Below are 6,720 nucleotides of genomic sequence, written 5' to 3'. Positions count from 1 at the left end.
GCGCTTTACGATCACACCGTTCGGCTTTTCGCCTCTGCCGCCGCCATGCCGGAGGATCTTCTGGGGACCAGAAAGGGCACGGAAGGTTTCGAGTTCGATCGGACAGCATCGCGTCTATTTGAGATGAGCAGCGCCGACTATCTCGCACTGCACAACGAAAAGCGTCATGCAGCGTGACGCTTTAATGACATAATATATTACGTTTACGTAAGAATTTTATCATCTAAACGATTGAAAAACCTTGCTCTGAAAGAATCGGTTGCCATTTTTGGCCAATGCGTCTAAGCCGAGTGCGACAATTTCAGCCGCAGTCCGTCTGCGGAAAATTGAGTTGAAGCTTAAGAGGAAGCATTCGATGTCTCGCAAAAAGATTGCACTTATTGGTTCTGGCATGATCGGCGGCACGCTGGCGCATCTCGCCAGCCTGAAGGAATTGGGCGATATCGTCCTCTTCGATATTGCTGACGGTATTCCGCAGGGCAAAGGTCTGGATATTGCCCAGTCCGGCCCGGTCGAAGGCTTCAACGCAAAGCTCACCGGCGCCTCCGACTACGCTGCCATCGAAGGTGCAGACGTCTGCATTGTCACCGCAGGCGTTGCCCGCAAGCCCGGCATGAGCCGCGACGATCTTCTCGGCATCAACCTCAAGGTCATGGAACAGGTTGGCGCGGGCATCAAGAAGTATGCCCCCAATGCTTTCGTGATCTGCATCACCAACCCGCTCGACGCCATGGTCTGGGCTCTGCAGAAGTTCTCCGGCCTGCCGAAGAACAAGGTCGTCGGCATGGCCGGCGTTCTCGACAGCGCCCGTTTCCGCCTCTTCCTCTCCGAAGAGTTCAACGTTTCGGTTGAAGACGTCACCGCCTTCGTTCTCGGCGGCCACGGCGACACGATGGTGCCGCTTGCCCGTTACTCCACCGTTGCCGGCATTCCGCTGACCGACCTCGTCAAACTCGGCTGGGTCTCGGCTGAGCGTCTTGAGCAGATCATCCAGCGCACCCGTGACGGCGGCGCGGAAATCGTTGGTCTTCTGAAGACCGGCTCCGCCTACTACGCACCTGCCGCTTCCGCCATCGAGATGGCCGAATCCTACCTCAAGGACAAGAAGCGCGTTCTGCCTGCTGCCGCCTATCTGTCCGGCCAGTACGGCGTCAACGACATGTATGTCGGCGTGCCGACGGTGATTGGTGCGGGCGGTATCGAGCGCATCATCGAGATCGAACTCAACAAGGACGAAGAAGCAGCCTTCCAGAAGTCCGTCGGTGCCGTTGCCGGTCTTTGCGAAGCCTGCGTCAACATCGCTCCGTCGCTGAAGTAATTGCCTTTCAGGCTGTAAACAGGGAATAACCCATGAATATTCATGAATATCAGGCCAAGGCTCTTCTGAAGGGCTATGGTGCGCCGGTTGCCGAAGGGGTTGCCATCCTCAAGGTCGAAGAAGCAGAAGCTGCCGCCAAGCAGCTTCCCGGCCCGCTCTACGTGGTCAAGAGCCAGATCCACGCTGGTGGCCGCGGCAAGGGCAAGTTCAAGGAACTCGGTCCCGATGCCAAGGGCGGCGTTCGCCTGGCGAAGTCGATCGAGGAAGTCGTTTCCCACGCCAAGGACATGCTCGGCAACACGCTGGTCACCGCTCAGACGGGCGACGCTGGCAAGCAGGTCAACCGTCTCTACATCGAAGACGGCGCAGACATCGCTCGCGAACTCTATTGCTCGCTGCTCGTTGATCGCTCCGTCGGCAAGGTTGCCTTCGTCGTTTCGACCGAAGGCGGCATGGACATCGAAGCTGTCGCTCATGACACGCCTGAGAAGATCCACACGATCGCCATCGATCCGGAAGCCGGCGTGACGGCTGAAGACGTGGCGAAGATTTCCAGCGCGCTCGAGCTCGACGGCGTTGCTGCTGAAGACGCCAAGTCGCTCTTCCCTGTTCTCTACAAAGCCTTCGTCGACAAGGACATGGCGCTGCTCGAGATCAACCCGCTGATCGTCATGGAAAATGGCCATCTGCGCGTTCTCGACGCCAAGGTTTCCTTCGACGGCAACGCACTGTTCCGCCACGACGACATCAAGGCACTGCGCGACGAGACCGAAGAAGACGCCAAGGAAATCGAAGCCTCCAAATGGGACCTCGCTTACGTGGCGCTCGACGGCAACATTGGCTGCATGGTCAATGGCGCCGGTCTTGCCATGGCGACGATGGACATCATCAAGCTTTACGGCAAAGAGCCTGCAAACTTCTGCGACGTCGGCGGTGGCGCCGGCAAGGAGAAGGTCGCTGCAGCCTTCAAGATCATCACCGCAGACCCGAAGGTCGAGGGCATCCTCGTCAACATCTTCGGCGGCATCATGAAGTGCGACGTCATCGCTGAAGGCGTTATCGCCGCCGTAAAGGAAGTCGGTCTGAAGGTTCCGCTCGTCGTGCGCCTGGAAGGCACGAATGTCGAACTTGGCAAGAAGATCCTGAACGAATCCGGCCTCGCCATCACGGCTGCCGACGATCTGGACGATGCTGCCAAGAAGATCGTCGCCGCGGTCAACGGCTAATTTTTAAGGATCCTGATTAATGTCCATTCTCGTCAATAAAGACACAAAGATCCTCGTGCAGGGCCTGACCGGCAAGACCGGTACGTTCCACACCGAACAGGCTCTCGCCTATTACGGCACGCAGATGGTCGGCGGTATCCACCCCTCCAAGGGCGGCACCAACTGGACCGGCTCCAAGGGCGAAACCCTGCCGATCTTCGCAACCGTTGCCGAAGCCAAGGAAAAGACCGGTGCAGACGCATCCGTGATCTACGTTCCGCCGGCAGGTGCTGCTGACGCGATCATCGAAGCGATCGACGCCGAGATCCCGTTCATCACCTGCATCACCGAAGGTATTCCGGTTGCAGACATGGTTCGCGTCAAGGCTCGCCTCGATCGTTCCAGCTCGCGCCTGCTTGGCCCGAACTGCCCAGGTATCCTGACGCCGGAAGAATGCAAGATCGGCATCATGCCGGGCTCGATCTTCCGCAAGGGTTCGGTCGGTATCGTCTCGCGCTCCGGCACGCTGACCTATGAAGCCGTGTTCCAGACATCCAACGAAGGCCTCGGCCAGACGACGGCTGTCGGTATCGGCGGCGACCCGGTCAAGGGCACCGAATTCATCGACGTGCTGGAAATGTTCCTTGCAGACGAAGCCACGACCTCGATCATCATGATCGGCGAAATCGGCGGCTCGGCTGAAGAAGATGCAGCCCAGTTCCTGATCGACGAAGCCAAGAAGGGCCGCAAGAAGCCGATGGCTGGCTTCATTGCCGGTCGTACCGCGCCAAAGGGCCGTACCATGGGCCACGCCGGTGCTGTCGTTTCCGGCGGCAAGGGCGATGCAGAATCGAAGATTGCTGCCATGGAAGCAGCGGGCATCAAGGTTTCGCCCTCTCCGGCACGCCTTGGCAAGACGCTGGTCGAAGTCCTCAAGGGCTGAGACTGACACAATCTGGCAGCGGGCAGGGGCTGGAAACGGCGGCCTGCCCGAAGCCGCATGAAGACGGACGCAAGAGCCTGATCTCACCATGGGTCGACCGGTTTTCGCGTCCGGTATGCAAGACCAAAGACTTTCGAGCATTTCGGCATTTCCTCTGAGACATGCGACGATGCTCAAGCGGCAAGAATGCAAGCGACCGGTCGCGAATGACCATCAACGGGATTGAGGAGGCGGACCATCACGTCCGCGAAAAAACAATGGCAAGGCAAGAAGCCAACGAGCAGTTTCAGATCACGTCGTTTCTCGACGGCGCGAATGCGGCCTATATCGAGCAGCTCTATGCCCGGTACGAAGAGGACCCTTCCTCGGTATCGCCTGAGTGGCAGAGTTTCTTCAAGGGTCTGTCCGACAATCCCGACGATGTGAAGAAGGCCGCCAAGGGCGCCTCCTGGAAGCGCGCGAACTGGCCGATCCCGGCTGGCGGCGATTTGATTTCCGCACTCGACGGCAACTGGGCGACGGTCGAAAAGGCCATCGAAAAGAAGGTTCAGGCCAAGGCAGAAGCCAAGGGCGCCGAAACCGGCAAGCCCGTCAGCGAAGCCGAAGTGCTGCAGGCGACCCGTGATAGCGTTCGCGCCATCATGATGATCCGCGCCTACCGCATGCGCGGCCACCTGCATGCCAAGCTCGATCCGCTCGGCATTGCCAGCGCTGTCGAGGATTACAACGAGTTGTCGCCGAAGTCCTATGGCTTCGAAGAGAGCGATTACGACCGCAAGATTTTCATCGATAACGTGCTCGGTCTCGAATACGCGACCGTCCGCGAAATGATCGATATTCTGGAGCGCACCTACTGCTCCACCATGGGCGTCGAGTTCATGCACATGTCCAACCCGGATGAGAAGGGCTGGATCCAGGAACGTATCGAAGGGGCAGACAAGGGCGTTGCCTTCACCGCCGAAGGCAAGAAGGCGATCCTGTCGAAGCTCGTCGAAGCCGAAGGCTACGAACAGTTCCTCGACGTGCGCTTCAAGGGCACCAAGCGTTTCGGTCTGGATGGCGGTGAATCGCTGATCCCCGCGCTGGAACAGATCATCAAGCGCGGCGGCCAGGACGGTCTGGAAGAAGTCGTTCTCGGCATGGCGCACCGTGGCCGTCTGAACGTTCTGACCAACGTCATGGGCAAGCCGCATCGCGCCGTGTTCCACGAGTTCAAGGGCGGCTCCTTCAAGCCTGACGACGTCGAAGGTTCGGGCGACGTGAAGTACCACCTCGGTGCCTCATCCGACCGCGAGTTCGACGGCAACAAGGTTCACCTGTCGCTGACGGCAAACCCGTCGCATCTGGAAATCGTCAATCCTGTCGTCATGGGCAAGGCCCGCGCCAAGCAGGACCAGCTTGCCAAGATCTGGGATGGCGACACCATTCCGCTGTCCGAGCGCGCCAAGGTTCTGCCGCTGCTGCTGCATGGTGATGCCGCCTTTGCAGGTCAGGGCGTCGTTGCCGAAATTCTCGGACTGTCCGGTCTTCGCGGTCACCGCGTTGCCGGCACCATGCACTTCATCATCAACAACCAGATCGGCTTTACGACGAACCCGGCGTTTTCGCGCTCGTCGCCCTATCCGTCCGACGTTGCCAAGATGATCGAAGCGCCGATCTTCCACGTCAATGGCGATGATCCGGAAGCCGTGGTCTATGCGGCCAAGATCGCGACCGAATATCGCATGAAGTTCCACAAGCCTGTCGTCATCGACATGTTCTGCTACCGCCGCTTCGGCCATAACGAAGGCGATGAGCCAGCGTTCACGCAGCCGAAGATGTACAAGGTCATTCGTGGCCACAAGACCGTTGCCCGCATCTATGCCGACCGCCTCATCGCCGAAGGGCTGATGAACGAAGGCGAATTCGAAAAGATGAAGGCTGACTGGCGCGGCCATCTGGAGCAGGAATTCGAAGCCGGCCAGAGCTACAAGCCGAACAAGGCCGACTGGCTGGACGGCCAGTGGTCGGGTCTGCGCGCCGCCGACAATGCCGATGAGCAGCGTCGTGGCAAGACCGGCGTTCCGATGAAGCAGCTGAAGGAAATCGGCAAGAAGCTGTCGACCATTCCGGAAGGCTTCACCGCGCACCGCACGATCCAGCGTTTCATGGAAAACCGCGCGCAGATGGTCGAGACCGGCGAAGGGATCGATTGGGCGATGGCCGAAGCCTTTGCCTTCGGTTCACTTGCGGTCGATGGCCACAAGATCCGTCTTTCCGGTCAGGATTGCGAACGCGGCACCTTCTCGCAGCGTCACTCGGTTCTCTACGATCAGGAAACCGAAGAGCGCTACATTCCGCTGGCGAACCTGTCGCCGACCCAGGCTCGTTACGAAGTCATCAACTCGATGCTGTCGGAAGAAGCCGTTCTCGGTTTCGAATACGGTTACTCGCTGGCCCGTCCGAATGCGCTGACCCTCTGGGAAGCCCAGTTCGGCGACTTCGCCAACGGTGCGCAGGTGGTGTTTGACCAGTTCATCTCGTCTGGTGAACGCAAGTGGCTTCGCATGTCCGGCCTCGTCTGCCTTCTGCCGCATGGCTATGAAGGTCAGGGTCCGGAGCACTCCTCTGCGCGTCTGGAGCGTTTCCTCCAGCTTTGCGCCGAAGACAACATGCAGGTTGCCAACTGCACCACGCCTGCCAACTACTTCCACATTCTGCGCCGTCAGGTGAAGCGCGACTTCCGCAAGCCGCTGATCATGATGACGCCGAAGTCCCTGCTGCGCCACAAGCGTGCGACCTCGTCTCTCACGGAAATGGCGGGCGAATCCTCCTTCCACCGTCTGCTGTGGGACGATGCGGAAGTCATCAAGGACGGTCCGATCAAGCTGCAGAAGGATTCCAAGATCCGTCGCGTCGTGCTCTGCACCGGCAAGGTTTACTACGACCTTCTGGAAGAGCGTGAAAAGCGTGGTGTGGACGATGTCTACCTGCTGCGTATCGAACAGCTCTATCCGTTCCCGGCCAAGGCGCTCATCAACGAGCTGTCCCGCTTCCGCAATGCGGAGATGGTCTGGTGCCAGGAAGAGCCGAAGAACATGGGCGCGTGGTCCTTCATCGACCCGTATCTCGAATGGGTTCTGGCGCATATCGACGCCAAGTACCAGAAGGTCCGTTACACGGGCCGTCCGGCTGCCGCCTCTCCGGCGACCGGCCTGATGTCCAAGCATCTGGCGCAGCTTGCTGCGTTCCTCGAAGACGCATTGGGAGAGTAA

Annotated in this window: 5 protein-coding genes; all 5 read left to right on the top strand. The window is 59.2% G+C overall.

Features of this window, described 5'->3' with window-relative positions; translation table 11 throughout:
• On the top strand, nt 1–177 hold a 177-nt coding region (gene zapE / locus EYC79_RS23650; RefSeq protein WP_335625451.1), incomplete at its 5' end, for an AFG1/ZapE family ATPase.
• Nucleotides 178–355: 178 nt separating this feature from the next.
• Nucleotides 356–1,318 carry a malate dehydrogenase gene (mdh, locus tag EYC79_RS00450; RefSeq protein WP_062424888.1) on the top strand — a complete coding sequence of 321 codons (963 nt, stop codon included), beginning with the start codon at nt 356–358 and terminating at the stop codon, nt 1,316–1,318.
• Nucleotides 1,319–1,350: 32 nt separating this feature from the next.
• Complete coding sequence (gene sucC, locus EYC79_RS00445) at nt 1,351–2,544, top strand: ADP-forming succinate--CoA ligase subunit beta (RefSeq protein ID WP_062424887.1); 1,194 nt, start codon at nt 1,351–1,353, stop codon at nt 2,542–2,544.
• A gap of 19 nt (nt 2,545–2,563) precedes the next feature.
• On the top strand, nt 2,564–3,466 hold the full coding sequence (gene sucD, locus EYC79_RS00440; RefSeq protein WP_062424886.1) for a succinate--CoA ligase subunit alpha: 903 nt from the start codon (nt 2,564–2,566) through the stop codon (nt 3,464–3,466).
• Between the two features lie 257 nt (nt 3,467–3,723).
• The gene (locus tag EYC79_RS00435) at nt 3,724–6,720 is read left to right on the top strand and encodes a 2-oxoglutarate dehydrogenase E1 component (protein ID WP_062424961.1); all 2,997 of its coding nucleotides are present in this window, start codon (nt 3,724–3,726) and stop codon (nt 6,718–6,720) included.

Origin of the sequence: Agrobacterium cavarae (assembly GCF_004310285.1) — a bacterium.
Classification (GTDB): Bacteria; Pseudomonadota; Alphaproteobacteria; order Rhizobiales; family Rhizobiaceae; genus Agrobacterium; species Agrobacterium cavarae.
The sequence above is the reverse complement of the archived record's forward strand: the minus strand, read 5'-3'. Positions and strand labels throughout refer to the sequence as shown.